Origin of the sequence: Streptomyces sp. E2N166 (assembly GCF_003671715.1) — a bacterium.
In the GTDB taxonomy this organism is placed as follows: Bacteria; Actinomycetota; Actinomycetes; order Streptomycetales; family Streptomycetaceae; genus Streptomyces; species Streptomyces thinghirensis.
Window position 1 is genome coordinate 1,987,113 of the sequence record NZ_RAIF01000032.1, and the last position, 26,512, is coordinate 2,013,624.

Annotated in this window: 22 protein-coding genes and 2 pseudogenes; 13 read left to right on the forward strand and 11 right to left on the reverse strand. The window is 71.2% G+C overall.

Annotated elements, in window-relative coordinates; all coding sequences use genetic code 11:
• The first annotated feature begins 263 nt into the window (after positions 1–263).
• From EBH09_RS36145 to EBH09_RS36155, 3 genes are read left to right on the forward strand one after another with little or no spacing between them, the layout of a single operon-like run.
• Positions 264–1,886: a PP2C family protein-serine/threonine phosphatase gene (locus EBH09_RS36145; protein WP_121750966.1), complete on the forward strand. Its 1,623-nt coding sequence runs from the start codon at positions 264–266 to the stop codon at positions 1,884–1,886.
• On the forward strand, positions 1,883–2,986 hold the full coding sequence (locus EBH09_RS36150; protein WP_121750967.1) for a cobalamin-dependent protein: 1,104 nt from the start codon (positions 1,883–1,885) through the stop codon (positions 2,984–2,986). Before EBH09_RS36145 ends, EBH09_RS36150 begins: the two co-directional genes overlap by 4 nt.
• 23 nt (positions 2,987–3,009) lie before the next feature.
• Entirely contained in the window at positions 3,010–3,375 is a 366-nt protein-coding gene (locus tag EBH09_RS36155) for an STAS domain-containing protein (RefSeq protein ID WP_121750968.1), read from the forward strand.
• A gap of 448 nt (positions 3,376–3,823) precedes the next feature.
• Here EBH09_RS36155 and EBH09_RS36160 read toward each other — a convergent pair whose 3' ends face one another.
• The 7 genes from EBH09_RS36160 to EBH09_RS36190 form a co-directional block, all read right to left on the reverse strand.
• The gene (locus EBH09_RS36160) at positions 3,824–4,483 is read right to left on the reverse strand and encodes a DUF5825 family protein (protein ID WP_121750969.1); all 660 of its coding nucleotides are present in this window, start codon (positions 4,481–4,483) and stop codon (positions 3,824–3,826) included.
• A 59-nt stretch (positions 4,484–4,542) separates the two neighbouring features.
• On the reverse strand, positions 4,543–6,492 hold the full coding sequence (locus EBH09_RS36165; RefSeq protein WP_121751191.1) for a RiPP maturation radical SAM C-methyltransferase: 1,950 nt from the start codon (positions 6,490–6,492) through the stop codon (positions 4,543–4,545).
• 94 nt (positions 6,493–6,586) lie between these two features.
• On the reverse strand, positions 6,587–6,709 hold the full coding sequence (locus tag EBH09_RS39885) for a hypothetical protein (RefSeq protein ID WP_266720057.1): 123 nt from the start codon (positions 6,707–6,709) through the stop codon (positions 6,587–6,589).
• A gap of 77 nt (positions 6,710–6,786) precedes the next feature.
• Positions 6,787–8,637 carry an alpha/beta fold hydrolase gene (locus EBH09_RS36170; protein WP_121751192.1) on the reverse strand — a complete coding sequence of 617 codons (1,851 nt, stop codon included), beginning with the start codon at positions 8,635–8,637 and terminating at the stop codon, positions 6,787–6,789.
• On the reverse strand, positions 8,630–10,015 hold the full coding sequence (locus tag EBH09_RS36175) for an MFS transporter (protein WP_238697548.1): 1,386 nt from the start codon (positions 10,013–10,015) through the stop codon (positions 8,630–8,632). The genes EBH09_RS36170 and EBH09_RS36175 overlap by 8 nt, the downstream gene beginning before the upstream one ends.
• 1,009 nt (positions 10,016–11,024) lie before the next feature.
• Positions 11,025–11,528: a MarR family winged helix-turn-helix transcriptional regulator gene (locus EBH09_RS36185; protein WP_121750970.1), complete on the reverse strand. Its 504-nt coding sequence runs from the start codon at positions 11,526–11,528 to the stop codon at positions 11,025–11,027.
• Positions 11,529–11,772: 244 nt separating this feature from the next.
• Positions 11,773–12,354 carry a hypothetical protein gene (locus tag EBH09_RS36190; RefSeq protein ID WP_121751194.1) on the reverse strand — a complete coding sequence of 194 codons (582 nt, stop codon included), beginning with the start codon at positions 12,352–12,354 and terminating at the stop codon, positions 11,773–11,775.
• Between the two features lie 531 nt (positions 12,355–12,885).
• Between EBH09_RS36190 and EBH09_RS36195 the strand changes: the two genes are divergently transcribed.
• Both EBH09_RS36195 and EBH09_RS36200 read left to right on the forward strand, forming a co-directional pair.
• The gene (locus tag EBH09_RS36195; protein WP_193776711.1) at positions 12,886–13,755 is read left to right on the forward strand and encodes a pyridoxamine 5'-phosphate oxidase family protein; all 870 of its coding nucleotides are present in this window, start codon (positions 12,886–12,888) and stop codon (positions 13,753–13,755) included.
• Positions 13,756–13,911: 156 nt separating this feature from the next.
• Positions 13,912–14,496, forward strand: a complete 585-nt coding sequence (locus EBH09_RS36200) for an OsmC family protein (protein ID WP_193776712.1) — start codon at positions 13,912–13,914, stop codon at positions 14,494–14,496.
• A 246-nt stretch (positions 14,497–14,742) separates the two neighbouring features.
• Here EBH09_RS36200 and EBH09_RS36205 read toward each other — a convergent pair whose 3' ends face one another.
• Positions 14,743–15,114 carry a hypothetical protein gene (locus EBH09_RS36205; RefSeq protein WP_345940972.1) on the reverse strand — a complete coding sequence of 124 codons (372 nt, stop codon included), beginning with the start codon at positions 15,112–15,114 and terminating at the stop codon, positions 14,743–14,745.
• A gap of 700 nt (positions 15,115–15,814) precedes the next feature.
• A pseudogene (locus tag EBH09_RS36215) lies at positions 15,815–15,904 on the reverse strand (DUF4389 domain-containing protein); the annotation flags it as partial.
• Between the two features lie 195 nt (positions 15,905–16,099).
• Here EBH09_RS36215 and EBH09_RS36220 point away from each other — a divergent pair.
• The 8 genes and pseudogenes from EBH09_RS36220 (at position 16,100) to EBH09_RS36255 (ending at position 25,541) form a co-directional block, all read left to right on the forward strand.
• Complete coding sequence (locus tag EBH09_RS36220) at positions 16,100–16,978, forward strand: universal stress protein (RefSeq protein ID WP_193776713.1); 879 nt, start codon at positions 16,100–16,102, stop codon at positions 16,976–16,978.
• A 294-nt stretch (positions 16,979–17,272) separates the two neighbouring features.
• On the forward strand, positions 17,273–17,962 hold the full coding sequence (locus tag EBH09_RS36225; protein WP_121750976.1) for a response regulator transcription factor: 690 nt from the start codon (positions 17,273–17,275) through the stop codon (positions 17,960–17,962).
• A 120-nt stretch (positions 17,963–18,082) separates the two neighbouring features.
• Complete coding sequence (locus EBH09_RS36230; RefSeq protein WP_121750977.1) at positions 18,083–19,837, forward strand: GAF domain-containing protein; 1,755 nt, start codon at positions 18,083–18,085, stop codon at positions 19,835–19,837.
• A gap of 131 nt (positions 19,838–19,968) precedes the next feature.
• Positions 19,969–20,256 (forward strand): annotated as a pseudogene (locus tag EBH09_RS36235) (hypothetical protein); the annotation flags it as partial.
• A gap of 152 nt (positions 20,257–20,408) precedes the next feature.
• Complete coding sequence (locus EBH09_RS36240) at positions 20,409–21,314, forward strand: universal stress protein (protein ID WP_121750978.1); 906 nt, start codon at positions 20,409–20,411, stop codon at positions 21,312–21,314.
• A 28-nt stretch (positions 21,315–21,342) separates the two neighbouring features.
• Entirely contained in the window at positions 21,343–22,194 is an 852-nt protein-coding gene (locus tag EBH09_RS36245) for a universal stress protein (protein ID WP_121750979.1), read from the forward strand.
• 93 nt (positions 22,195–22,287) lie between these two features.
• Entirely contained in the window at positions 22,288–24,978 is a 2,691-nt protein-coding gene (locus EBH09_RS36250) for a GNAT family N-acetyltransferase (RefSeq protein WP_121750980.1), read from the forward strand.
• 50 nt (positions 24,979–25,028) lie between these two features.
• Positions 25,029–25,541 (forward strand): flavodoxin domain-containing protein, encoded by a 513-nt coding sequence (locus EBH09_RS36255; protein WP_121750981.1) that lies wholly within the window; start codon positions 25,029–25,031, stop codon positions 25,539–25,541.
• Positions 25,542–25,660: 119 nt separating this feature from the next.
• Here EBH09_RS36255 and EBH09_RS39660 read toward each other — a convergent pair whose 3' ends face one another.
• Both EBH09_RS39660 and EBH09_RS39665 read right to left on the reverse strand, forming a co-directional pair.
• Positions 25,661–25,984 carry a hypothetical protein gene (locus tag EBH09_RS39660; RefSeq protein WP_238697549.1) on the reverse strand — a complete coding sequence of 108 codons (324 nt, stop codon included), beginning with the start codon at positions 25,982–25,984 and terminating at the stop codon, positions 25,661–25,663.
• Positions 25,962–26,165 (reverse strand): hypothetical protein, encoded by a 204-nt coding sequence (locus EBH09_RS39665; protein ID WP_238697550.1) that lies wholly within the window; start codon positions 26,163–26,165, stop codon positions 25,962–25,964. The genes EBH09_RS39660 and EBH09_RS39665 overlap by 23 nt, the downstream gene beginning before the upstream one ends.
• Between the last annotated feature and the right edge of the window lie 347 nt (positions 26,166–26,512).

Below are 26,512 nucleotides of genomic sequence, written 5' to 3' on the forward strand. Positions count from 1 at the left end.
CCGGCCCGGCGCGCTCGGCGCGGCGTCCGCACGGCCCGGTCGACAGGAGGATGTGCGCAGAATGTGAATGTTGGCGCTCTCGCAGCTGTGCGAGACCCCGCAACTCCCGGGAAAAGAAGGGCAGTCGTCCTTCGCCCGGATGTATCGACGGTCACGGGGGAGCTCGGTGGTTGCACGAAACCACCATGCTGGGGGACTGTTGTCTTTCGACATCTTTTTCTTCGCTGAGTGAGGTGAGGGTCCACGCGTAGGGGCCCCGTTGCATGACTTCTTCCCCGGCCCGCCACGGCACCGGTGCCGCCAGCGCGGTGAGCGCCGCCACCGCCCCCTACCCGGTGGTGGTCATAGGCGCGGACGGGCACGTCGTAGAACTCAACGACGCCGCCTCGGTGCTCTTGCCGACCGCGCGTCCCGGCGGGCGGCTGCGGTCCCCTTCCTGGCTAGCCACCGCCGCCGGGAGGACCGCTCGTCCCGTCTCCGTGAGCGGCGCGGTGGGCGATCGGTTCTTCTCCGCGCATCCGTCCGTCCTGCCGGCCGGTGGTGTCGCCTGGTGGCTCGTGGACGAGACCGAACTCCAGTCGCTCCTCGTCGAACTCGAAGCGGAACGCGAGCGCACACAGTTCCTGAACCAGGCATCCACCGCGCTGTCGGCCTCCCTGAACCTGGACCGCTGCATGGAGGTCACCGCGCGCCTGGCCACCGAGTACCTTGCGGACGCCGCGCTGGTCATCGCCCCCAGCGCGACCAGCAAGCTGCCGATGGTCGTCTGCGACCAACGCGGTCGAATCTCTCACGGCACCGTCGCGGGACCCCCGGACACCGTGCCGGGACTCACGGAGGCCCTGCGGGGCTTCCCGCCTGTCCCCTCGCAGTGGATAGACCCGACTGCCGCTCCACGGTGGCTCGTACCCGACGGATTCGGAGAAGTCGGATCACTGGCCATCACACCCCTTCCTGGCCACGGAGTGCCGGCGGGTGCGCTGATACTGCTGCGCCGGGTTCGAAAGGTCGCCTTCACGGAACGGGAAGAGGTGATGGCGAGGCTCTTCGCCGCCCGGGCCGGCGCGGCGATGTCGGCCGCCCGTCTCTACGCGGAACAGAACACGATCTCCGACACCCTCATGCGTGAACTGCTGCCGCCCACCCTGCGACAGGTGGAGGGAGTGGAGTTCGCGGGCGGTTACCGTCCGAGCAAGGACACAGAACGCGTCGGCGGTGACTTCTACGACGTTCACCCGCCCGGCGAGGACTTCCCCGAGACCCTCGCCGTACTCGGAGACGTGGCAGGCAAAGGGCTGGAAGCCGCAGTACTCACGGGCAGGATCCGCAACACCCTGCACGCTCTGCTCCCCATGGCCGACGACCACACCAAGATGCTGCGCCTGCTGAACAACGCGATGCGGACCAGCCATCACACGCGCTTCGCGACCCTCGTGCTGGCCTCCGTCCGCCGGGAGGAACGCGATGTGGCGCTGCGCGTCACCGCGGCCGGCCACCCCGCACCGTTGATCATGCGAAGCGACGGGACCGTGGAGGAGGCCGACACCAACGGGACCCTGATCGGCGTCCTGCCCGCCGTCACCGCCCGAACCGCACACGTACGGCTCGCACCCGGGGAAACCTGCCTGCTGTTCACCGACGGTGTCACCGAAGCCAAGGGTGGCCCCTTGGGCGACACCATGTTCGGCGAGCAGCGTCTGCGGCGCGCGGCGGCGGAGTGCGTCGGCATGCCGGCCGCGGCGATCGTGGAGCGGATCCAGATGATCACCGCGCAGTGGCTCGGCGTCGGTCGCCATGACGACATCGCCGTCATGGCCATCACCGCCCCACGCGGCAGCCACCTCAGTGCCGTGGACGGAACGACACGGGGCAGGTATACGGCATGAACACCCGCGCCATCCACATCGACGAGGAATCGGTCCGGCACGACGGCGCCCGTATCAACCCGGCACGTGGCGACGAGCGGGCCTTGCCGTGGGCGGACAAACTGTGGACGGCCGTCCGGGCCGGAGACGAATTCTCGGCCGTCGACGTCGTCGACGGCGCGCTCGACGCGGGGCTCGGGCCGGAGACCGTGCTGCTGGACGTCATCGGGGCCGTCCAGCGCAGAGTCGGCATCGAGTGGGCCGCGAACCGGATGAGCGTGGCCGACGAGCACGCGGCCACCGCCATCAACGACCGCGTCATCGCCTCCCTGCCCATACGGCGCCCCACCACGCCGCGCGGACGTGTCACGGTCGCCTGCGTGGACCAGGAATGGCACGCACTGCCGGCGCGACTGGTGGCCGAAACACTGCGGCTGCGGGGCTGGCGGGTCGAATACCTCGGCGCCCAAGTGCCGACCGCCCACCTGATCGGCCACCTGCACCGCACCGGACCGGACGCGGTCTGCCTGTCCAGCTCCCTGCCCACGCGCCTGCCGCACGCCCACAGCGCGATCACCGCCGTCCAGGCCGTCGGTACACCTGTCATGGTCGGTGGCCTCGCCTTTGGCGCCGACGGCCGCTACGCCCGCCTGCTGGGCGCCGACGCCTGGGCGCCCGACGCTCGCGCGGCCGCGGACAGACTCGCCACCGGCCCTCTGCGCCAGCCGCCGCCCGCCCGTCAGGCGATCGACGACCTGCCGCATCTGGACGACCAGGAATACACCATGGTCGCCAAGTCATCCACCCGCCTCGTACGCGACACCTTCCACCGCCTGGAAGAGCGTCTCCCGACGGTGCGCGACCACACCGACGAACAACGCGAGCGCACTGCCGAGGACCTCGCCCACATCGTGCACTTCCTGACCGCGGCCCTGTACGTCGACGCACCCGAGATCTTCACCGACTTCCTCACCTGGACAGCAGAGGTACTCACCGCCCGAGGCGTTCCCGCGCAGTGCCTGCTTCCCGGCTTGGAACTGCTGGCGGAGCAATTGCGCGACTTTCCGCGTGCCCGCCGCCTCATCGACGCCGGGCGCAACGCCCTCACAACCTCCCCCTGACCCCGAAACGCTGGACGAACACCGTGACCACCTCACCGGACGCAGACCCCACTGCCGCCTCGCCCTCCGTCGCCGGCCCGCACATTGTGCGCCTGGCCCTCGACGGCGACCTGGACTACGACACCTGCGGTGAACTGCTCCTTCGGGTGCGGTTGGCCCTTCACGAACGCGCGGACGTCGAGGATCTGCGACTGGACTGCAGGGAGCTCGGAGTGGTGGACTCCACGGGTTTGTCCACGCTCCTGCAGATCCACCGTTCCGCGTGCCAGGCCGGCATCGGCTTCCACTTGGACAACATAGGTCCGGCACTGAAGCGACTGCTCGAACTCACCGGAACCTACGAGCACCTGAGCAGCTCCCAGCGTACGGCGGCCCCGACCGACGAGTGACCCTTCGAAGGCTCGCTCACCCCTGCGCTCGCGTCGGCGGGCCGGTCGCACACCCCTTCCCGCCTTCGCGGTCGAGTCTCGCATTCCGGCCTTTCGCTGTTCCAACGAGCCCCGTGTTCCACCCAGCAACCGCTGCCATCGGTTCTGGGACGGTGAGCGGTCCGACACCCGCGCCGAGAGCGGCAGTCGATGACTGACGTGGCGAGTGACAGGTCTCGGCTGAGGATCTTGAACAGGTGAGGGCCTTCCGGGTCCGGTGTGGATCGCGACGTCTGCACCAGCGAGAAGGGCCCTCGTGGCCCCCGCAATACGCCTCTGACCGAGACCGGCCGCCCGCGCCCTGCCCGCCGTGTGGTCGAGGAGCTGGACTCTTCGCCGGACTGTCGAACGTTTCCAGGTCGCCGCCCACCAGCGAACGTCGCCCCTCCCGCCGGAGTGGACCGCGGCCTCACACGGCCATGGCCTCCTGGAGCCAGCGGGAGACCCGGTAGGGCAGCCACCAGGCCAGCTCGCCGACGCGCAGGATGAGGTGCTCGGCCGTGAACTCCTCCAGCACGTCGGCGGGTACCTCGGCGTGGGGCACTCCCGGGGCGAGAAGGGCGATGGCCTCGCGGTAGTGCGGTTCGTCGGCGGTGAAGCGGCGCAGGTCTCCCCAGCGTCGGTCGCGGATCTGGACGAACCCGGGCCCCTGGCGCCAGACGAGCTTGCACAGGTAGTGCCGGGTCCGCCAGGCGTGCAACGCGTCCTCGGCCTCCTTCAGGCCGGTGATCGTGCGCGGCGGCTGCAGGTGGGACAGGACCTTCCACTGGTGCTCCGACTGCCGGGGCGACAGACGGAGATCCCAGTCGACCGAGACGGCCCGAGCGGTGAGGTCGCGGATCAGGCACAGGCGGTCGACGGCCCGCCTGTGCGTCACGGGATCGTCGCCGGACAGGTCGACCGCCGTGTCCAGCTCGGCGTGACGTACGCCGAGGGCCCAGAGACGGTCGGCGTCCTGGGGCACGGGAGTCACCGGCAGGCGGCCCAGTGACATGCCCGGCAGGTCACGGGCTTGACGGTCGAGGTCGCGCCAGGCACGTATCGCGAGGTGCGGTGCGGTGGCTGTCATCTGCGGTCCTTCGTTCCGGAGCGAGGCGTCGGGAGGCCGGGAGGTGGGGGGAATGGCGCTCATGTCAAGGCGTGCGCGGGCCCGGCGTCGGCGCCGGTTGGGTCCGTGGCCTCGCCGCGGGAGTGGGTGTGCCGCATGTAGTCCAGACGCAGCAGGTCCTGGTTCACGGCGGCCGGGGCGATGTGCACGTACTGGCCGGCGTCGGTGAACACCATGCCGTGCTCGATCCACTCTCCCAGCAGGGCCTCGACGTCCTGGGGCGTGCAGCGCGCGCTCCCGGAGGGCGCGGACGACGTCAGCTTGCGGTGCAGCGCCATGACGGTGTGCGGTTGGTCCAGGAGACGGAAGAGCGCGGTCGCCAGCGGGTCGGTGAGTTCCATGGTCCGCCAGTCGAAGGACGGCCGCCGGCTGACCAGCACTATCCGGTCGCCCAGGTCGGTGTGGGTCAGGCGGGCGTCGGCGTGGTGCTTCTTCCACGCGGCGATGGCGTCGTTGAGGAGCTTCACCGTGGGCTCGGTGATACCGCGTTCCGGTGCCTGGAAGACGTACGCCAGGTCGTGCAGTTCCGCCTCGGGCAGGTCGTAGGTGAACAGGTAGTGCTCCTCGGGCCGCAGTCCGGTGAAACCCAGTTCGGGGCGCTTGAAGTACGGGCTGAAACGCTCGATGGCGATGCGCGCGGACAGGTCGACCGGCGGGTTGAGGTGCTCCAGGGCGGGCAGCTGTTGGATGACGGGTTCGTAGTCCTGCGCGGTCTCGCCGGGGAACCCGTGCAGGTAGTTCCACGACACCGACAGCCCTGTCTCCGCCGCGTCGCGAAGCATACGGACGTTCTGACAGCCGCTGACGCCCTTGTCCATGAGGTCGAGGACGCGGCTGTTGAGGCTCTCGATGCCGGGCTGGACGTAGACCAGGCCGGCGTCCGCCAGGACCCGCAGCTGGGGGCGCCGCATGTTGGCCTTGATCTCGACGTGCATCCGCAGGTCGTAGCCGCTGTCGATGATGCGGGGCAGGACGGTGGACAGGTAGCGCATGTCGAGGATGTTGTCGACGACGTACATGTCGAGCACCCGGTGGCGTTCGGCCAGGTCCATGATCTCGCGGTAGAAGGTGTCCGGGCTCTTGCTGCGGAACTCCATGAAAGAACCGTTGAGTCCGCAGAAGGTGCAGTGGTGCTTCTCCCCCCACCAGCAGCCGCGGGCGCCCTCGACGACCAGTTTCGGCTCGACCCAGTTGCGTGCCACGGACGCCGCGAGCCGCTCGAAGTAGCCGCTGTAGTCGGGGGGAAGGATCGCCGCGGGCGGCAGCGGTCCGGACGGCATGGGGTTGGCGGTGTGCGCGGAGTCCGCCGTACGGTGGCACAGGCCCGGGATCGAGGCGGCGGCTGCCGGGGCTCCGTCCCGCAGGGCGGTCAGCAGCCGAGGGAAGGCGTCCTCGCCCTCTCCGCGGACCACGTAGTCCAGGAAGGGGAAGTTCCGGTGGACGGCGGCGCCCTGCTCAGCGTCGCAGTTGGCGCCGCCCAGCACGGTCACGATGCCGGGCGCGAGGCGCTTGATGTGCCGGGCGGCAGCCAGCGCGGCGGTGTTCTGCTGGAAGGTGGACGTGAACCCGACCACGTCGGGCTGCAGGTCGACGACGCGGCGGGCCGTTTCGGTGACGAACTCCGTCACGAGCCGGTGCAGTTCCCGGGTCATTCGCATCCGGGAGCGGCGCAGCTTGGGTGTCATCACCTTGACGAACTCCGGCTCCCGCCATTCCGGGTCGTCGTAGAGGGCCGAGGAGAAGACCCAGTCACCGCAGCCGAGGAAGTAGGAGGAGAGGGCGTAGTAGTCGTAGTCCTCGGCCGTGAACTCCGTGCGGCCGGTGATCCAGTCGGTGAACTCCAGGTTGGCGTGCAGCACCTCGCACGTGGCGCCCTCGACGCGTTCGTCGACGCTTCGTTTCAGGATGCCGAGCGCCAGTGAGGGCAGGTCGATCGGTGACCAGGGCATGTTGACGAGAAGTACGCGCACGGTGGACTCCTTGGGCGCGGGCGGCCGACGGGGCGGGAAGCGCGGCGGAAGGGCCCGGCCGGCCCGCATGAGGCCGGGCCGGCCGGGCGGTGGGTCACTCCTCGTCGTCGCTCTCGGCGGCGTTGCGGAACGGGATGGTGATGGTGATGCCGATGCCGGGCTTGCGGTTCTCCTCGTCGCCTGCGAGCGGGTCGTTGTGGATGATGTCCTTCTGCACGGTCGTCCTCCTTCTCGGTCGAACGTTGTGTTCTTCGAGCGGGTTCTTCTGTGCACGACCCGGTCCCGCTGTGTCTGTCAGCGGGGCCGGGGTCCTCCCGGGTGTTCCGGGGGACGTGAGGGGGCGGCGGGCCGCGGCGCGGGCAGGTGCGTCTGCAGGAAGGCCAGGGAGCGGCGTAGTACCGCCACGTGTGCCGCGCCGTCGTAGCCGTCGTGTCCGGTGTCGAGCCACATCTGGTCGTGGGGGACGCCCGCGGCGGACAGCGCGGCGAGGTAGCTGCGGATCTGCTCGGGCGGGCACTTGACGTCCCGGTCCGCGCCGACCACGAGCAGGGGCGCCCTGACCCGCGCCGCGAAGGTGAGCGGTGAGCTGTCGGAGTACCGCCGCGGTACCTGTTCCGGGGTGCCGCCGAACCAGCGGACGTCCAGGGCACGCAGCGCCGGAGTGGTCGTCCGGTGGGCGGCCACCCAGTCGGCGACGGGCTTCACCGCGACACCGGCCTGCCACACCTGCGGGCGGGTGCCGAGGGCGAGCAGGACCAGGTAGGCGCCCCAGGACACTCCCCACAGGGCCGTGGTGTGGTGGTCGACAAGCCCGCGCCGGACGAGGTCGGCCCGTACGGCGGCCAGATCGGCCACCTGGGGGTGGCCGACAGGCGTCCCCACGGCTCGCCGCCAGTGGGGGCCGTAGCCGGTCGAACCGCGGTAGTTGACGCGTGCCACGGCATAGCCGGAGGCCACCAGCGAGTGCACCGTGGCGTCGTAGGCGTCCCGGTCGTGGTCGGCGGGCCCCCCGTGTACCAGGAACACGGCCGGCGGGGGAGTGGCACCGGCTGCGGCACGTGGACCGCCGCGGCCGGATTCCGTGTCGGCGAGCAGGCTGCCACGGGGACACGGCAGACTGAGCAGGGTGTGGACCGGGCCGTCGGGTGTGGGGGTCCACAGGTCGGTGTGCTGCCCGGGTACCCGCGGCAGCGGGCCGGGGACCGGCAGGGCCACGCCGTCGGTCGTGCGCAGGACGGGCGGGTGGGCGGAGTCGGTCCACAAGTAGTGCAACCCGCCGCCCGGACGCGGTGCCGCGTCCAGCAGACTCCCGTTCGGAGTGGGGATCACACGGCGGGTGCGGGAGCGCAGAGACACCCGGTGCAGCAGGGAACGGCCGTGGCGTTCCTGGCGCACCAGCACCTCGTCGCCGTCGGGATACCAGCGCGCCGTCACCTCGGTGTCGAAACGGCACCAGGAGTGTGTGAGCAGTCCGCGGCACGCCGTCCACGTCGCCAGTTCATAGCGGTCGTCGCTCTCGTGCACCAGCAGCAGTTCCGATCGGCCCGGCCGTGGCGAGAAGCCCCGGCACCACAATCTGCCGCCGGGGCCGTCCGGGCCGGGCAGTGTCGCGACGATCCGGCCGCCGGGGGTGACGACGGTGACGGCCGCCGTGCCGTCGGACACCGTTGCCAGGGCGACAAGATCGCCTTCCGGAGTGACGCCGCCGAGGCTGCCCTCCTCGGCGACGCGGAAGACCTCACGCGGGACACTGCCCCGTCGGCCCATGAGCAGGCTCGTGCCGCCGTCCGGCAGGCCGAGTGCCGCGGCGGCCGTCCCGTCGTCGGTCACGGCCAGGCCGCGCGGTCGCCCGGCCGGTGCGCCGGGCAGGCCGGGCAGCCGGGGGCCTCCGGTGAACGGCTGGAACCACCAGTGTCCTTGGCCGTCGGTGTCCTCGTCGAACCACCACACGTACGCCTCGGCGTCGATCGCACAGTGCGCCGTGCCCTCGGGGCGGTCGGTGACCTGCCGCGCCCTGCGGGTGGCCGCGTCCCACGCGAACACCTCGCAGCGGCCGTCGGCGTCAGCCGTCAGCACCATGCGGCGTCCGTCCCGCGGGCACACCTCCGGCAGGGCGCCGAGGAAGACCTGGAAGGCCTCACTCATCGCCGCCCCCGCGTCCGGCGACGGCCGCGGCGCCCGCACGCAGGACACCGGGGGCCCGGACCTGCGTGTACACGGCCAGCATGAGGAACAGTACGGTGCACAGCAGCGCGGGAGTGCGGAAGCTCCAGGTGGTCACCAGCACCGCGGCGAGCGCCGGCGCACCGGCCGCGGCCAGCGCGGACACCGAGCCGAGCACGCTCGCGGTCCGCGACTGCACAGCCGCCGGTGTACACGAGATGGCGACGCTGGACAGGACCACGGTGACCAGCGGCACCAGCAGGGACAGTCCGGCGAACGCGATCCCCCAGGCGAGCGCACCGTCCGCCCACAGCAGTGAACCGCACGACACGGGCAGCAGCCAGGCGGTCAGAGTCAGCAGTCGCGTCGCCCCGAGCCGCCGTACGGCGTGGGCCGCCGTCAGCGAGCCCAGGAGACCGGCGGCTCCGGACGCGGCGAGGACCAGGCCGGGCGCGGCGCTGTGCCCGTCGGATCCGAGCCGGAACAGGGCGGTGTAGAACAGCAGCGTCAGCGCGCCGCCGGCGGTCGATGTCCAGACCAGGACGAGTCGCAGGACCGGTGATCCTGCGACGGTGACGACCCCGGTTCTCGCGGAGCCGAGCAGTTCGGTCCGCTTCCTGCGCGGACGGGGACTGGCGCCGAGGGTCGCCCCGTGCTCGGCGGCAGTCGTGTCCAGAGGGGTGCGGATGGCCCGCACACCCAGTGCGGCCGCCGCGTAGGAGAGCGCGTCGGCCAGGAAGGGCAGGGGGCGGGCGAGCTGGAAGAGGACGCCGCCGAGCGCCGGACCCACGATGAGCGCGACCTGGTCGCCGACCTGTATCCCGGCCGCCGCGCGGGGCAACTCGGCGGTGGGGGCCAGGTGGACCAGGGCGCCGCGGGACGCGGCGTCGTAGGCCACGGCACACAGGCGTTCCGTCAGAGCCAGCGCCACGATGACCCATAACGCGGGGCGGCCCAGGCAGGTCAGGGCCAGTACCCCCGTTCCCAGCGCCGCGACCGCCGCCGATCCCGTCATCAGCCTTCGCCGCCGGCCCCGGTCCGCGGGTACGGCGACGAGCGGTCCGAGGACGACTCCGGTCAGTGCGGCCGCACTCGCGAGCGAGCCGGCGGTGCCGGGGCTGTGCCCGAGTTCCAGGAGCAGCAGCGGGAGAACCAGTCCGGACGTCTGGCTGCCGAGCCCGTCGACCGCGTTGACCCACCACAGAACTTTGAGGTCCCGGTGTGCCCGGCCGGGCGGACCGTCGTGCCTTTCCGCACGTGCGGTGTCACTTTCCCGCTCGGCCGTGGGGCAGTGCTCCTCTTGTGGCGGGACGGAGCGGCTGGAAGGCCGGCGGATCGGTGACGCGTCGACGTTCCCCACCCCCACCGTCCGGCCGGGGGGCCACGCCGCACGGCGGCCCCCGCGTGTAGAAAATGTGCGCGAAGCGTGAAGTCGGACGGGAGCCTAGTCAGCGCTGGAGCTTGGCGACAAGGGGCCTACAGCGCGCAATCGTCGCCCGGCGCGGCCGAATTTGGCCGAGTAATGGCTGGTCAGGAGTGTAGGACCGTGCCCGGACCCGCGCCGCGAGTGCCGACCCGGCGGCACGCTTCGTTGGTGGGTGCGCCTTCACGTTCGCACAGGGGAGGTGTTGTGTTCGGGTGGTCCAACCGGGTCGGGCGGACTGTGGGCGTGAGGCGGTAGGCGTCCTGTTCACCGTTTCCCGTGTCGGAGCCGGGGGCGTCGGCCTGTCCTGCGACGGTTGCACGGCTGAAGTCGATCACGTGCGGGTGACGGTGGCGTGGCTTGCTCCGCGTCCTCGGCGGTGGCCTGGCTGTCTTTCCGGGCGTGCGGCTGTGTGGCGGGCTCGGGCGTCCATTGGCTGACAATCCCTGCTTTCTGGGGTTTCCCCGTTGATGAGCCAGGGAGGCACCAGGTTTCTTGCCGGGGCGGCAGCGGGATGCTCTCGGGAGTGGCGTTCGATGGAGCGGGACGGCGCTGAGACTGCCTTCCGTCGTCGGTGCCGAGGTGGTACACGACGTAGGCGCGGACCTCGTCGCGGACGATATCGGCGACCCGGCGGGCGCTTCGCAGTAGACGCTGCATTGGCCCGGGACGGACGTGCCCAGCTTGTTCGGCCGGCCGCCGGCAATTCTCGCGCACGACCCCGGAGAGCAGTCCGAGCAGGTACGCGCGGGCGGTGGCCCAGGGCTCCACACGTCCGCATCGCCCCGCGGTCCGGGCCACGACCTGGTCGAACATCGCCCGCCGGCGGGCAGGGCCTACGCCATGGCGCGCGGTGACCGCACGATCATCAGGAGTCCGCACAACCCCCGATGATCTCGCGATGGCTGCACCCATGCCCAACCCGAGCCGTCACGGGACCGCGAAATCAGAACGGATTCGTAGAAGTCCCGTCACCCTCGACATTGGCCACCATCCTGCGCAGTACCTTGAGCGCGGCCACGTACTCCTCGTCGCTGACGCCCTGATGGACTACGGCGCGTACCTCGGTCGCCAGCTCACGGAGCCGCGCCCTGGCGGCCTCTCCGGCATCCGTGAGGTGCAGGCGCTGGCCATCATCGATCCGGAGCCATTCGCGGTGGAGCAACTGGTCGACAACCCTGGCGATCTCGTGCGGCCCGTCGGCAAGGTGCGTCAGCTGAGCGATGACCTCCTCATGGCTCGGCGCTGTGGGGACGCCGTTGACGCAGTTGAGTACCCAGTACTGCGGCTGCGTGACGTCGATCCTGGCCATGGCGTCACGCAGATGCCGGGTGACTGCCGTATGAGTCAGCCCGCACCAATAGCCGACCGGCTGAGTGGCCAGCATGTCATCGGTCGCGGCCGGGTTCGCCGGCGCCTGGTCAGTGGTTATTCCTGTCGGCGATTCCATGATCGCGACGTTACATTCCCCCGGCGCACCGAACTAGCGGAACGTGCTATTCACTTCAACTCGTCGTGGGTACAGGTCGGAACTGCTGACCACCGTCATTCTCCTGGGCGCAGTTTCACGCGCCGCCATCGCCTGCGCTGGCCACATACCCAGCGAGATTCAGAGCGTCGGGTTGTGGTGCTGGTGGCGTCGATACGCGGGTTGATCCTTTGGGGACGTCGGACGTCGGACGTCGGACGTCGGCTCAGGTGGCCGTGCGTCCCCACTGGGATCCGATCTGCTGCCACTCGTCCTCCAACGCCGCGCGACGCCGACGGTTGAGGACCGATCTGGCCCCGTAGTAGCCGGCAGCCGCCGTCGTGACGACGGCGAACGACGAGGCGGCGCCCATGAAGGCGGCGTCCACACCTGCCTGTGTCGCGGTCGGGGGCGCGGGTGTCAAGCGGTCCTGCCGGTCCGTCCAGACCGACACTCGGGAACCGGCCTTGAGTCCTCCGTCGACCGCGGCCTTGCCCGTGTGCCGCGTACCGTCGGGCGCCGTCCAGCGCACGGTCGCGTCGACGCGGCCCCCCGTCGTCCCGTCGGCCAGGACGTTGTGGGGCACCTCCGACACGAGTGTGGCGGTGACGGCATGACGTTCTGCGCGTCGCTGCGCGGCGCTGTGGGCGGAGATCTCGGCCCCGAGCACTCCTGCGACGGGGCCCAACAGAGCGATGACGAGCCATACGATCAGCAGGATCCATGCCTCGAGCACGTCCTCGCGACGACGCAGCGGATTGCGGCGCCAGCGCCACAGAGACCGTCGAATGGTTCTCTTACCGTGCATCGTGACCACCTCCGGCTGTTGTCTCCAGCCTCACGCCGCAGAATTCCGCGGCACAGGGGTCCTTCGGTGCACCGCCCGTGTCACGCATGGGCCGTCCGGCCCTGATCGTTCGCCCGCTTCGGCGGACCCTGCGACACGTCGGCCATGCGGACGGCCCACGAGGAGGCCGCCGTCCCGGCCGTCCCGGCCGTGCCCCGGCGCGAGTCGAAGGAGCGCGCCGCCCGTGTCGAGTATCTCGCCTCCTGCCCCAGCGAATGCCCGCCTCCGCCGAGGGCGGCAAGGGGCGTGGACGACTCCGCCGAGGCGTCCTTGTCCAGTCGCTCGACCTGTTCGGTGCCACCACCGGGCCGGCCTCCTCGCTGACCTCGGCGACGCCTTCACCGCGCTCGTCGAGGTGACCGGTCGCCTGGGGCCTCGGTGCTCGCGAAGAGGGCCGTTCGGCACCACCGTCGGGACCCTCGGCCGTCTGGTGGGCAGGGCTCAGGCGCGGGACGCTGAATGGAGAGCCTCATCGACGGAGAGGGCACGGTCATGTACGCACACGTTGGCGACCGGCTGGTCGTCGAGAGCCCGTACACCGGTGTCACACGGCGGGACGGGGAGATAGTCGGCTTGCACCACGACGACGGTTCTCCCCCGTACGACGTCCGCTGGTCGGACACCGGGGACGTCACGCTGGTGTTCCCCGGCCCCGACGCGCACGTGGACCATCCGGGGGGACCGGAGCAGCCGTCGCCGCAGGTGGTGCACGCCGGTGACGCGGGTGACATCGGGCGGCGCCTGGCCGCGGCCCGCCGCCGCAAGGGTCTCGGTCTCGAAGAGGTCGCCCGGAGGGCACGCATGGCGCCTCAGTACCTGGCCTACTTGGAGACGCACACCGCCGATCCGGCCTTCGGGGCCCTGGTGCGGCTGGCCGACGCCTTGGGGACGACGTACGTCGAACTCCAGGGAGGCGGCACGGACCGACCGCCCGGGCGGGGAGCGGCGCTCCTCGACCCGCGCCTGAGCGACCTCGACGAAGAGGAGTGCCGGGGCCTGCTCTCCACGCACGGCGTGGGACGTCTCGCGTTCACTTCGGAGCACGGACCTGAGGTGTTCCCCGTCAACTACGACGTGATGGACGGGGCCGTGGTCTTCCGTACCGCTCCCGGGTCTGCCACGGTCTCGGCAGTGGACCAGCAGGTCGCCTTCGAGGTCGATCGGGTGGACGACGCGATGAGCCGCGGATGGAGCGTCCTCGTCGTGGGCCGTTGCCGGGCCGTGACGGACCCGGAACGGGTGCGGCGGCTGGACGAGGCCGCGCACACCGAGCCCTGGGCGGGCGGACGGCGAACCGACTGGCTGGCCGTGGATGTGGAACGTCTCACCGGGCGACGCATCACCTCGGCAGCCGGCTCGTGAGTGGATGCGTCGGTGGGGCGCGGTACTGGAGTTGAACCGGCCGACGGGACGGAACCGACGGACGAGAACCCGGCGGGAGACATGATGAAAGTGCAAACACGCTGCGGCCGCACGATCAATGTCACACGGTTCGCACCCCAAGGGCTGCCCGTGGGCATGGGACGAGTCGTTCTGGACACGTCGTTCTCCTCCCACGACGCGGACGAACTGTGGGCGTCGCTCACGGCGGAGGAGGCAAGGCGTCTCGCGGGACTGCTGCTGTACCAGGCCGCCGCCGTGGATGCGCAACCCCCGGGGACATCCGGAGTGGTCGAGGTGGTGCCGGTGGCCGGTGACGTCTACGGGATACGGGTCCGTGGGCACGAGCTGACCGTCGACCAGCCGCTCACCGACGGAGGGAAGGACACCGCTCCCACGCCCGTGGAGCTGTTCGTCGCGTCGGTGGCCTCGTGCGCCGCGCACTACGCCGGGCGTTTCCTCGACCGGCATGGTGTCAGCCGTGACGGTCTCCGAGTCCGCGCCGAGTTCCGGATGGCGGACGACCGGCCGGCCCGGGTGGCCTCACTGTCCCTGACCGTCCTGGCTCCGGAACTGCCACCGGAGAGACTTGCCGCCCTGCGTGCGGTGGTGTCCCACTGCACCGTGACGAACTCGCTGGCCACTCCTCCCGAAATCGAACTGCGGGTCTCGGGCGACGGCGCTGTGCAGCCAGCCCCGACCCAGGAGCCGTTCACCCAGTGACCGCATCCGGTTCGACGCTCGTCGCCGCGCCGGACGACCCGTTCGTCTCGGTGGCACGGCTCGGTGGCACGGACGGCCACCGACTGCCCGCTCGATGACGCGAACCGAACGCCCCGGCCACCGATCACGAGACCACCCCGCGCGCCAGTGACGCGAACTCGCGAGACGGCTCAGTGCACGGGGCCCGCCTCCCGCTCCTGGCGGACGACGACGACCGGGCAGGCGGCGTGCTGGGCCGGCGGGCCGTCAGAGGTTGCCGGGGCCGGCCGTTGCTATGGCCTCGGTCGCCACCCGCCGCAGCGCACGCTGCGTGAGCCAGCTGTTTTTCCCGCCGGTGAGGCAGGCCACGGCGCGGCCCACCCATTCTGGGTCGCCGAGGAGGTGTAGCTTCCGCTCGTCGATGAGCTGCCTCAGCAGACTTTCCAGCCGGAGGGTGTCCACCGCCCGGTACGGGCGCGCGTGCTGGTCGAAGCGCAACTGGTGGTTCTCGTACGGGTGGCGAAGCGTCAAGTGCATCCAGCCTCCCTCGCGCCCAGCAACCATTCCCTTGAGCGTGTACATGCCCCTGTCGCTCGTATTCCAGGACTGCTTGCTCCAAGTGAGCCAGATGCCGGTCATGATCCTTGACCACGGGATCAACCGTCCCTCGGAGTCCGGCTCACGCTGATAGAGCCCGTCCAGGCGAAACTCTACCCAGTGGGTGCCCGGGCGCGTGGCGTCTCCGACTGCCCAACGCCCGCTGACCAGTTCCAACGGTCCCAGGTGTGTACCATCCGCCTCCATGCGGGGCATTGAATCACGCGTTCCGTGAGCTGTTGCGCCCCTTCCGCCCGTACCTTCGGGCCGTGCAGTTCACGTAGCGCCTCGTCGAACAGCCCCACAGCGGTGCGGCTGCTGTAGCGGTTCCTCCGTGCCCGCCGCCGGGGCGCGGGCACGACGCCAGTAGGGCATGCGGCGTCCCGACGGCGTACGCAGGTCGGGTGGGTCCGGCCGGCGCGGAGGGCGAGGACGCCCTGTCACCCGGATCCGTTCCATGACGATCGCCTCGTCTCGCGGCGCCCCCTGTTCCACAGCCTGCGTCGCGGACGGAAACGGGACCAGGGGCCTTGTGGGATCGTTGAGCGGTCCGGCCGGCCTCCGACGCAGGACGAGCGGCCCAGCCTCAAGGTTTCAGCGGCGTACGACGGAGGGGGCGGGCGTCGGAGTCCCGACCGCCTTACCCGGCCTTGCGACTTCCGCCGCTGAGGCGTCTAGGGCTCTTCCCCCACGGTAGTCGCCGAGCCCCCGCCCACCACGTCGAGCGGTGACAGCCGCGGGCTCAGCCTTCGCTTCCCGGCTCCCGGCCACCTTGATCGAGCCGGAACGGCGGGTAGGCGTCGGTGAGCAGGGCGGCGTAGGCGGCGACCCGCCAGCCCCGGCGCGGCACTCCTGTGTTGAAGTCGAACAAGGACCGCCGGACGACCTCTCCTCACCACGGACGACTGCCGGGGCCGAAGGTCCCTCATCGGGACCCGGCCGCCCCTGCCACGTGGGCCATCGCGGTGCGACCGTGGAATTGGCAACCCATGCTGCGCGAGGTGGCAGAAAGAGAGAGGCGGTGGGGATGATGGCACTCCCCCTGGTTGTGGGCGTCGACGGGTCGGACAGTAGTCTTCTGGCCATCGACTGGGCAGTGGACGAGGCGCTGCGTCGACGGCTCCCGTTGCGCCTGGTCTACGCATCCCTGTGGGAGCGGTACGAGGGCGTCCTGCCGACCGTGACCCGGGGCCGCTCCTCGGAGCGGGTGATGGCGGAGAACATCGTCGGTACGGCCGCCGAACGCGTCCGGCGGTACGACGCCGACCTGGAGGTTTCCACGGACACGGTGCCGGCTGAAGCGGTGTCCGCGCTTCTGGCCGAAGGGATGCACGCCACCGCCGTGGTCACCGGGTCACGAGGGCGGGGAGAGCTCAAGGGGGCGCTGCTCGGCTCCGTCAGCCTGGCCGTCGCCGCCCGGTCCGACTGCCCGGTGATCGTCATTCGAGGTGACAAGCCCGCGCTGTCGGGCTCGCACGAGCGCGTCCTCCTGGGCGCAGGTGACCCCGACACGAGCCGAGAGGCAGTCCGGTTCGCTTTCCAGGAGGCCGAGACGCGGGACTGCGAGCTGGACGTGGTGCGGACTTGGCGCTGCCCGGAGTACGAGAGCACCGACGCCGGGGGGCGGGGCGCCGATTCCGGGCACCAGCACGAGGAGCGGGCTTCCGCTCTGATCGACACGTTGATCGCCGAAGAGGTGGCGTCACATCCCGCCGTGCGTCTGCGCAGGGTGACCATCGAAGGGCCGGCCCGGAAGGTGCTGGTGGCGCGGTCGGCAGCCGCCGATCTCGTCGTCGTGGGTGCCCGACGCAGGTCGGGCCACTTCGGTCTCCAGCTCGGACGAGTAACCCACACTCTGCTCCAACACGCGGCCTGCCCGGTGGCTGTGGTCCCGCAGACAGCGTGACACCTGCCGGGGAATCGGCCGGGGTCGGCTACTGCCGGGCGATCAGGTGCGCGGTGCCTCGCACAGGCACCACGCACCCCGTGGTCGGTGAGAAGAGGCTCTCGCGAGGCGGAGATCCGCAACCCGGATCGGAGGGCCGGGTGATCCGCGCCTGAGAACCCGTGACTGCGTGGTGCGCCCGGATGGGCGCTTCTCCGAGGCCGGGCCAAGAGGGCCGACCGGCCCTGGCCCTTGGGCCCGGGCCGGGGAAGACTGGTCCCATAGGCGGTACGTGTCCTTGAGGAGCGATCGGTGATGGACAGCGAGCAGGCCGGCCGGACGAACGTGATCAAGGTCTTCCTCCTGGACGACCATGAGGTGGTCCGACGCGGGGTGCACGACCTGCTGGACGACGAACCGGACATCACCGTGGTCGGCGAGGCGGCCACCGTCGAGCAGGCCCTCGTGCGGGTTCCGGCACTGCGTCCGGACGTGGCGGTGCTGGACGTACGTCTGCCGGACGGCGACGGGGTCACCGTGTGCCGGGAGCTGCGGTCGAGCATGCCGGACCTGGCATGTCTGATGCTGACGTCGTTCGACGACGAGGAAGCGCTGCTCGACTCGATCATGGCGGGGGCGGCCGGGTACGTCCTGAAGCAGATCGAGGGCTCGGATCTGGTTTCGGCCGTGCGCACCGTGGCCCGCGGCCAGTCGCTGCTGGATCCGAGCGCCACCGCGAAACTGATGGCGCGCCTGCGCGGCGGTCAGGAACGGGAGGAAGCGCCGGAGGCGCTGCCCGGTCTGACCGAGCGGGAACGGGACATCCTGGCACTGATCGGCGAGGGGCTCACCAACCGGCAGATCGGCCGGCGTCTGTATTTGGCCGAGAAGACGGTCAAGAACCACATCTCCCGCCTGCTCGCCAAACTGGGCGTGGAGCGCCGCATCCAGGCCGCCGTCATCGCCACACAGGCACAGGACCGCATCCGGGCCGAAGGGCACTGACCGCCGGACCCGACCGGTGGGCATCCACGGTGCTCCCGTGTCGTGGTCGCTGCCGAGCCGCTACGGTGGCAGAAGGGCGGCCTGACGGCCGCACCGTCCATCGGCGCATGGAGGCCGGCGGTGGGAAGGACCGAAGGGGCGCGGGAGGACGGCGTACGGCTACCGCAGCTGCGGCTGGACGAACTGCTCGGCGAGTTGCAGGCGCGGCTGAACACGGCCCGTGGCACTCGGGACAGGGTGCACAGCCTGTTGGAAGCGGTGCTGTCGGTCGGCCGGGAACTGGACCTGGAACAGGCTCTGCGCGGCATCGTCGAGGCCGCGGCGACGCTGGTCGACGCCGAGTATGCCGCGCTTGGCGTGATCGGCCCGGACGGCAGGGGGCTGTCCGCCTTCCACACGGTCGGAGTCAGCGAGGAGGAGATCGCCCGCATCGGGCCCTTCCCCGAGGGGCATGGCATTCTGGGCGAGTTGATCAGGAAGCCGGAACCGTTGCGCCTGGCGAAACTGTCGGACCACCCCGCCTCCTACGGGTTCCCGGCGCACCACCCGCCCATGGACACCTTCCTGGGCGTCCCCATCCGCGTCCGTGACCTCGTCTTCGGCAACCTGTACCTGACGGAGAAGCGTGGCGGACAGGCATTCGACGAGGACGACGAGTCGGTGCTGGCCACTCTGGCCGTGGCGGCCGGCGTGGCGATCGACAACGCGCGTTTGTACGAGGAGTCCCGGCTGCGTGAACGTTGGCTCCAGGTGAACGCCGAGATCATGCACACGCTGATGTCCGGCGCCGAACAGGGCGACGCGCTGCGGCTGATCGCGGAGCGGGCCCGGGAGATCACGGTCTCCGCCCTCGGTGTGGTGGCGCTGCCCGTGCCGGATACCGAAGAGCTGGCGGTGGAGCTGGCGATCGGACGTGGGGCCGGGACCTGGCGTGGGCTGGTGCTGCCCGTGCGCGGCAGCCTGGTGGGCGAGGCTTTCGCCCGGAGTGCGCCTGTGAGCAGTCAGGACGTGTCGTGCGACGAACGGGTCTCGTCGGGCCCGCCGCGCTTCACGGGCCTGGGTCCGGCGGTGGCCGTGCCCATCGGGGCAGACGATCACGTGCGCGGCGTGGTGCTGCTGGTGCGCGAGGCGGAAGGGCCCGTGTTCACCGAGAAGGAGACGGCACCGCTGCAGGTGTTCGCCGCGCAGGCCGCGGTGGCCATGGAACTGGCGGAACGTCGCCGGGACGCGGAGCAGATCGTGTTGCTGGAGGACCGCGACCGCATCGCCAGGGACCTGCACGACCTGGCCATCCAGCGATTGTTCGCCACAGCCATGACCCTGCAGAGCGCGGGGCGCTTCATCCAGCACGACAGGGCCGCGGAACGTGTGCAGCGTGCGGTGGGCGACCTCGATGACACGATCAAGATCATTCGTTCGACGATCTTCGGGTTGCGCTCCCGGGAGGACGACACGGCGTCGTCCGCGCTGCGGGCTCGGGCGGTACGTGCGGTCGCGGAGGCGGCTCCGGTGCTGGGCTTCGCACCCGGGCTCCGTATGGAGGGACTGCTCGACACGCACGTACCGAAGGACACCGCCGACCACATCGTCGCCGTCGTGACGGAGTCCTTGACCAACGTCGCACGCCACGCCCGCGCCGGCCATGCCGACGTCACGTTGGAGACGGACGGCAAGTGGGTCCGGCTCACGGTCTCCGACGACGGCGTCGGCATTCCGCCCGGCGGTCGCCGCAGTGGACTGCGCAACCTGGAGGAACGTGCGTGCAAGCTCGGCGGAGAACTGCGACTGGAGCGCCCGGAGGAAGGAGGCACCCGACTCGTGTGGCGGGTGCCCGTGGGCCACGCTGAGGGGGAAGACGCCGGAACCACGCCGTGATCACCGAGGCCGGGCTCGGGCTCCGCCGACCTGTTCCGAACGGGAAGCGCCTGCTGTGCCGACGCCGGATGGCCTCGGCCCGAGTCGCCGCACCGGCCTAACGTCCCTGCGGACGAGGGTCGTCGGTCCCTCTGGGTCTGCTCGGTATCGGTGTCGCGCTGACCACCGGGGTGGCGCTGCGCCTCGCGGCCCTCGCGGGCGCCGTCATGATGGCGCTGATGTGGATGGCCGAGTGGCCGCCCGTGCGGCACCTGTCGGACGGCTCGCCCAGCGTGTCGACGAATCCGTTCGCCGACTACCACCTCGTTTACGCCGCGCTACTCGTCGCCCTGGCCGCCGCTTCCGCTGGTGACGCACTCGGCCTCGGCCGGCTGTGGGCCCGGCTTCCCGTCGTCCGCGACCGGAAGTGGCTGCGCTGAACGCGATCGGTGGGACGGCCCCGGCGACGGGTTCGCCGCACCGGTCGGGCCGAAAGGACTACCGGCGGCGTCCGGGGACCAGCGGCCCCTGCCCCCGGCACGAGTCGCGCGACACGCTGGAAACAGAAGGACCGACTCAGGAGGTGGGCAGCATGACCCGCACGATCACCGTAGGGATCGACGGCTCGTCCGAGAGCCGCGCCGCCGCTGAATGGGCGGCCCGCGAGGCCGAGCTGCGCGAGCTGCCGGTACGACTGCTGCACGTGTGGGAGCCGGTCCCCGCGCCCATGGCCCAGGCCCCGCTGCTCGGCGCCGACACCCACCAGTACTGGACCGAGCGTGTCCCGAGGGAGATCGCCGAAGGGATCCGGCTGCGCCACCCCGGTGTGGAGGTGACCAGTGACCAGCGGTCCGGTCCACCGGCTGACACGCTGGTCAAGGCTGTGGAGGATGCGGAACTGCTTGTCCTCGGCTCGCGCGCTCTGAGCGGACTCGGCGGATTCCTCGTCGGTTCCGTCGGGCAGTCCGTGATCGCCCACACCGAGATCCCCGTGGTTCTCGTGCGTGCCGGTGAGCAGGCTACCGACGAACACGTCATGGATCCCACCGGGATCCCGTCCGCTGCCACCGCGTTCCGGCCGGTCGTGGTCGGCCTCGACATCGACAACGTGGACGACAACGTGCTCGCCTTCGCCTTCGAGGAGGCGCAGCGCCGCAGGACGGCGCTGCACGTGGTCAGCGGCTGGCAACTGCCGCCCTACTACCCCTACGTGCTGACCGCCGGCTCCGTGCCCGACGAGGGAGTGGCCCGCAGGAAGGCGGCCGACCTCACCCGGGTGATCCTGCCTTGGCGGCAGAAGTACCCGGACGTCGAGGTCGTCGAGGTGTCCCGCCCCGGCAGCCCCGCCCGCCACCTGGTCGACGTCGCACACGACGCGTCCCTGGTGGTCGTCGGCAGGCGCATTCGTCGCAACCCGTTCGGCGCGCACATCGGCGCCGTCACCCACGCGGTGCTGCACCACGCCACCGCACCCGTCGCCGTCGTCGCGCACCCCTGACGGGTCCCCGTCGCGAGGAGGAGGCATCATGTACCTGCCACTGGTGGCCGGTGTCGACGGCTCTGAGCCGAGCCTGCGGGCCGTCGACTGGGCGGCCGACCAGGCCGCCCTGCACGGAGTGCCTCTCCTCGTGCTCTACGGGGCCCTGTGGGAGCGGTACGAGGGGTCGGCGCTCGCCGAAGAACTTGGTAATCCGTCCGCGCCGGTGCGAGCCGAGGACATCCTCCGGGCCGCCGCCCGGCGCGCCCGGCGTCGGCATCCCGACCTCCTCGTCACCACCGAGATGATGGCCCAAGAGGCTGAGCACGCCCTGGTGCGCACGGGACGCAACGCGTCCATGATCGTCGTGGGCAGCCGCGGCCGCAGCGGCGTCGCGGACAGGCTGCTGGGTTCCGTCAGCCGGACCGTGGCCGCCGCCAGCGACTGCCCGGTCGTCGTGCTGCGCGGCAATCACGACAACCGGGCTGTCGCCGGACGGCACGGCAGGATCATCGTCGGTCTCGGCGACGCACCGGCGTCCGTCCTGCGGTTCGCCTTCACCGAGGCACGCCTGCGCCGCGTGCCGCTGACCGTCGTGCGAGCCTGGCGCTGCCCCGCCCACGAGACGATCGATCACCCCCTGCTGACGGGGGAGCCCGCCCGGCGGTACGAGGAGCAGGCAGCCAAGGAGCTGGAAGCAGCCCTGGAAGACGCACCGTCCGACATCGCGGTGCGCCGGCACACCGCCGAGGGCCCGGCCCGCAGCGTGCTGCCCGCCGCGTCCGCCGAGGCCGACCTGATGGTGATCGGCCGTCGCACCCATGGACGGCTCGGTCGGGTCGCCCACTCCGTACTGCACCGCTCGGCCTGCCCGGTCGTCGTCGTGCCGGAGCAGAGGTGAGCCCGATGCCCGGCCACCGGACCGCTGGAACCGGAGCGGAGGAGCGACGGGGGACCGGTCGGCGCAATCCGGCCCCGGCGATAGGAGAGACCGATGACGGATGACCTGGGACGTCCCGCGATCCACGCCCTGCTGGCGGACGGCGCCACCGTCCGCATCCGCGCTGTGGAACCCGAGGACCACGATCAACTACATCGACTCTACGAGGAGATGTCACCCGAGAACCTGCGGATGCGCTTCTTCGCCGTGAGTCCTCACTCCGCCGCCGTCGCCGCAGACCACGCCTGTGAGCCGCCCCGGCCGGGCCATCGGGCACTGGTGGCCGAGCTGCGGGGTCGGATCATCGGCCTCGCCGAGTACGACGAGGGGGAGGAGAGAGGATCGGCCGAGCTGGCCGTCGCCGTCGCGGACGGCTTGCACCACCGCGGCGTGGGCACCCTGCTCGTCGAGCACCTGGCGTCCGCCGCCCGGGCCGACGGCCTCACGCTGTTCCTGGCCGACGCCCTCAGTGAGAACCGGGAAGTGCTCCGTCTGTTCACCGATCTCGGGCTGCGTGTCACCCACCGTACCGACGGACCCGAGACACGCTGCACCATCGCGCTCGACCAGGACGACACCTATCTGAGGGCCGTGGAGAACCGCGGGCGCACCGCGGACGTGGCCAGCATGGAGCCCCTGTTCAGGCCGCGGACGGTCGCCGTCGTCGGGGTCGGCCGACGGCCCGGCTCCGTTGGACGCGCCGTGCTCCGCCACCTGCGTACCGGTGGCTTCACCGGTCGGTTGTTCGCCGTGAACCCGCACGCCCACGCATTTCTCGGCGTCCCCTCGTATCCCGCGGTCGCGGCGCTGCCCGTCCCGCCCGACCTCGTCGTGATCGCCACCCCGGCCGCCGCCGTGTCGAGCGTGGCGGAGGATTCCGGGAAGGCGGGCGCACGTGCCCTGGTGGTCGTGTCGGCAGGTCTTGACCTCGCTCAGGCACAGGCGCTGCTCACCGCGTGCCGCACCCACGGTATGCGCCTCGTCGGCCCGAACTGCCTCGGTGTAACCAACACCGACCCGGCGCTGCGGATGGACGCGACCTTCGCCGCCGGACACCCGAGCCGCGGGACCGCGGGCATCGCCGTTCAGTCCGGTGGTGTCGGCATCGCCCTGCTCGACGGGCTGTCCCGCCTGGGCGTCGGTGTGTCGACGTTCGCCTCGCTCGGCGACAAGTACGACGTCAGCGGCAACGACCTGCTCCAGTGGTGGGAGAACGACGGTGTCACCGATCTCGCCCTGCTGCACCTGGAGTCCTTCGGCAATCCGCGGGCCTTCTCCCGTACCGCCCGGCGCGTCACTCGCCGGATGCCGTTGCTCACCGTCGACGCCGGCCGCACCGACGCGGGCCGTCGTGCCGCCGCGTCCCACAGTGCCGCCGCGGCCACCGGCACCCTGACCAGACAGGCGCTGTTCACCCAGGCCGGCATCACCGCGACCCGCTCCATCGGCGAACTGCTGGAGACGGCCGCTCTCTTGCACGCCCAGACCCTGCCCGCCGGGACCAGGGTCGCCGTCGTGACCAACGCGGGCGGAGCGGGCGTACTGGCCGCGGACGCGTGTGTGGAGGCGGGGCTCGTCCTGCCCGCGCCCACCCCCGAACTGGTCCAGGACCTGCTTGCCGTGCTGCCCGGCGGAGCAGCCGCCGGCAACCCGGTGGACGTCACTGCCGCTGTCGCCGAGGACGAACTGCGCGATTGCCTCGACCGGCTCACCACCCACCGCGTTGTCGACGCCGTCGTGGTCGCCCTCGTCCCCACGGCCGTGGCCGCCGCGACCGGCGACGACCTGGTACGAGCCGTCACCCAGGGCCCCGGCAGACGGCGCATCCCCGTCGTCCTGGTCCGCCTGGAACAGGACGTGCCCGTCCGCCTGCTGCCGGCAGGCGAAGGCGGAGTGATCCCCTCGTACGCCGAACCGCACGCGGCGGCACGCGCGCTGGCCCACGCCGCCAGCCGGACGGCCTGGCTGGCCCGCCCACCCGGCACCAGGCGGATCCCGGACGGCATCGACACGCGACGGGCGCACGCCCTGGCCGACGGCTGGCTCACCGCACACCCGGACGGCGGCTGGCTCGGACCGCGGACGTGCGCCGAACTCCTGAGCTGCTACGGCATCCCCCATGCCCCATGGGCCTGGGCGGAGACCGAGGACGACGCCGTCCGGGCCGCCGAGCGCCTCGGCGGCCCGGACGGCCGGGTTGTCCTGAAGGCGCACTGGCCGGGGCTGGTGCACAAGAGCGCACAGCGTGCCGTTCATCTCGATCTTCTGGGCGAAGCCCAGATAAGGGGCGCCTACCGGGACCTCCGGACACGCTTCGACGGGCTGATGACCGGGGCCGTCGTGCAACCGCTGGCGGAACGCGGCACGGAGTTGCTCGCCGGTGTCCTCCAGGACCAGGTCTTCGGACCGCTGGTCGTGTTCGGACTGGGCGGTACCGCCACGGAGGTCTTCGCCGACCGCGCGGCCCGTCTCGCCCCGCTCACCGACTTGGACGTGCACGACCTGATCACCGCACCGCGCTGCGCTCCGCTGCTCTTCGGCACGGCCGGCTCGGGCCCCGTCGACCTCGACGGCCTGGAGCAACTGCTCCACCGGCTCTCCCGGATGGCCGAGGACCTGCCCCAGCTCGCCGAGGCCGACTTCAATCCGGTCCTCGCGACGTCCGGCGGGCTCACGGTTCTGGACGCCCGTGCACGCCTGCTGCCGTGCCGTCCGCAGGACCCCTATCTGCGCCGCCTCCGCTGAGGAGACAGCACGTGAGCAGGAGACCGACCCTCGAGAATAGGTGAACCGCCATGCGGGACAAGGTGCTTGTAGCCTACGGATCGACCAACGGATCGACGGCCCGGATCGCCGGGACCGTAGCCGAGGTCCTGCGGGAGAAGGGCACCGCGGCCGAGGTGCTGCCCGCCCGGTCGGTGACGGATGTGAAGCCGTACGACGCCGTGGTGGTAGGCGGCGGACTCTACGCGGGACGCTGGCACAGGGACGCCCGCCGCTTCGTACGCCGGTTCCGCGGTGAGCTGCGGCTCCGTCCGGTGGCGTTCTTCAGCAGTGGACCACTCGACGCCTCGGCTCAGGCGCGGGACATCCCTCCCGCGCCGGGCGTCCGGCGGGTCATGCGACGACTGGATGTCACCGAGCACGTCACCTTCGGTGGCTGCCTGCAGGAGGGTGCCCGTGGGCGGGTCGCCGGCATGATCCTGCGGAGCGGCAAGGGCGGGGACTTCCGGGACTTCCGGGCCATCGAGTCGTGGGCCGCCGGTCTGGTGGAGGAGCTCGCCATGGGGCGGACGGCGCGGCGGTAATGCGCGGCTCCGTGGGCGACGTTCCAGATGCCAGGGCTCTCTCGGGGCACCTGGAACGCCTCGTCGGGGCTGAGCGCCCTGCCGACGGGGAAACCCGGTCCGTGCGAGTGAATCCACCGTCAGGGAAGTGCCGGATGCCGGGTTGCGGCGTTCGCTCCCGGACGGTCGGTTGTGAACCAGTCGAGGATCAGATCCGCGACGGTCTCGGCGGCTCCGGGACCGGCCAGGTCGCCCTTGGCACCGGGCACCACCGTGACGTGGTGCGGACAGCTCATCCAGTCGGCAGCGAGCCGACTGAGGCCAGCGCCCTGAAAGTCGAGGGCGCCGACCACGAACAGGGACGGCGCCCGCACCCGGGCCAGCGCCGCGGGGCCGGCCAGCTCCGGCCGGCCGCCCAAGGAGACGACGGCCCGGATCTCGTCATCGGCGCCTGCCGCCCGCATCCTCCTCGGTCAGCAGGCCGAGCAGCAGCGTGCCGATACCGGCGCGGTGGAGCCGCGGGGCGGCGTACGCGTACCACAGGTCAGGGCGACCGCCTCCGGCACTGTGCGCGAAGGACAGCACGACGCGGGTCGTGGCGGGCAGGAAGAGCCGTGCGGTCAAGTGCGTCCGACCGGCGGGCACCACCACCTGCTCCTCTTGCCGTCCTTCGGCGGGCCACGTCGGCCTCGGCCCGGGCGTCGCGTCCGGCCACGGGGTGCGGGGCCGGAGGAGGTCCAGCCGCTCGACATCGCGCGTCGGGTGCCGATCGGCTTCCGTGCGGCTCACGGAGCGCATGGCGTACCTCCTGGCTTGCGGTGGGCCGGTGGTGGCGGCTGCCACCGCCTGCACTGCCATTGCACCGCGCACCCACCGGGCGGGACAGAGGCACACGGTCCCGACCGGCAGGGTCGTCCGGGCCCTGCTCGGAGGGCCGACGGGGGCCGGAGCACGTCTGGTTTCGGCCAGCTACTCGGAAGTGGCATGCGCGC

Excerpts from the sequence above, each read along its gene's own strand:
- EBH09_RS36245 (WP_121750979.1), top strand. The coding sequence starts at position 21,343 with ATGTACCTGCCACTGGTGGCCGGTGTCGACGGCTCTGAGCCGAGCCTG.
- EBH09_RS36185 (WP_121750970.1), bottom strand. The coding sequence starts at position 11,528 with ATGGAATCGCCGACAGGAATAACCACTGACCAGGCGCCGGCGAACCCG.
- EBH09_RS36225 (WP_121750976.1), top strand. The coding sequence starts at position 17,273 with ATGGACAGCGAGCAGGCCGGCCGGACGAACGTGATCAAGGTCTTCCTC.
- EBH09_RS36250 (WP_121750980.1), top strand. The coding sequence starts at position 22,288 with ATGACGGATGACCTGGGACGTCCCGCGATCCACGCCCTGCTGGCGGAC.
- EBH09_RS36255 (WP_121750981.1), top strand. The coding sequence starts at position 25,029 with ATGCGGGACAAGGTGCTTGTAGCCTACGGATCGACCAACGGATCGACG.
- EBH09_RS36170 (WP_121751192.1), bottom strand. The coding sequence starts at position 8,637 with ATGAGTGAGGCCTTCCAGGTCTTCCTCGGCGCCCTGCCGGAGGTGTGC.
- EBH09_RS36145 (WP_121750966.1), top strand. The coding sequence starts at position 264 with ATGACTTCTTCCCCGGCCCGCCACGGCACCGGTGCCGCCAGCGCGGTG.
- EBH09_RS36190 (WP_121751194.1), bottom strand. The coding sequence starts at position 12,354 with ATGCACGGTAAGAGAACCATTCGACGGTCTCTGTGGCGCTGGCGCCGC.
- EBH09_RS36205 (WP_345940972.1), bottom strand. The coding sequence starts at position 15,114 with ATGACCGGCATCTGGCTCACTTGGAGCAAGCAGTCCTGGAATACGAGC.
- EBH09_RS39660 (WP_238697549.1), bottom strand. The coding sequence starts at position 25,984 with ATGCGGGCGGCAGGCGCCGATGACGAGATCCGGGCCGTCGTCTCCTTG.
- EBH09_RS36150 (WP_121750967.1), top strand. The coding sequence starts at position 1,883 with ATGAACACCCGCGCCATCCACATCGACGAGGAATCGGTCCGGCACGAC.
- EBH09_RS36240 (WP_121750978.1), top strand. The coding sequence starts at position 20,409 with ATGACCCGCACGATCACCGTAGGGATCGACGGCTCGTCCGAGAGCCGC.
- EBH09_RS36200 (WP_193776712.1), top strand. The coding sequence starts at position 13,912 with ATGGGACGAGTCGTTCTGGACACGTCGTTCTCCTCCCACGACGCGGAC.
- EBH09_RS36220 (WP_193776713.1), top strand. The coding sequence starts at position 16,100 with ATGATGGCACTCCCCCTGGTTGTGGGCGTCGACGGGTCGGACAGTAGT.
- EBH09_RS36160 (WP_121750969.1), bottom strand. The coding sequence starts at position 4,483 with ATGACAGCCACCGCACCGCACCTCGCGATACGTGCCTGGCGCGACCTC.
- EBH09_RS36195 (WP_193776711.1), top strand. The coding sequence starts at position 12,886 with ATGTACGCACACGTTGGCGACCGGCTGGTCGTCGAGAGCCCGTACACC.